This window comes from Yeosuana marina, from assembly GCF_011762485.1.
Classification (GTDB): Bacteria; Bacteroidota; Bacteroidia; order Flavobacteriales; family Flavobacteriaceae; genus Yeosuana; species Yeosuana marina.
This window is the reverse complement of record NZ_JAAKGI010000025.1, coordinates 1-340: the sequence shown is the minus strand read 5'-3', so window position 1 is coordinate 340 and position 340 is coordinate 1. Positions and strand designations below refer to the sequence as shown.

At 31.2% G+C, this 340-nt stretch carries 1 protein-coding gene; it reads left to right on the top strand.

Translation table 11 applies throughout. From position 1 onward, the window contains the following. Nucleotides 1-235: hypothetical protein (locus G5V56_RS18975; RefSeq protein WP_206285904.1), on the top strand; the 235-nt coding region annotated here is incomplete at its 5' end. Nucleotides 236-340: the final 105 nt, after the last annotated feature.

Below are 340 nucleotides of genomic sequence, written 5' to 3'. Positions count from 1 at the left end.
CATTGCCAAATGGAAAAAGGGGTGTATGTTTGCAGCCGCTAAAAAAGGCAACAAGTTTTGGATAGCGGCGTTCATTGCGAGGCGATTTGGATTAAGAAAAAAGGTTAAAAAACTTTTTTTAAAAAAAGATTTAAAAAGTATTGCGGGAATAAAAAAAGGGTTTTATATTTGCACCCGCTTAACGAGGAAACGAGTTAAGAAAAGAGAAAAAAAGTTCATAGACATATTGAATTGACAGCGTAAGATTTAGTTGGAAACGACAAAAATCGAACAAAGAGAATAAACCATTTTGAGTACTATTAAATTCCTATTAGTTGTTAAAATTATTTAAAATTTAACG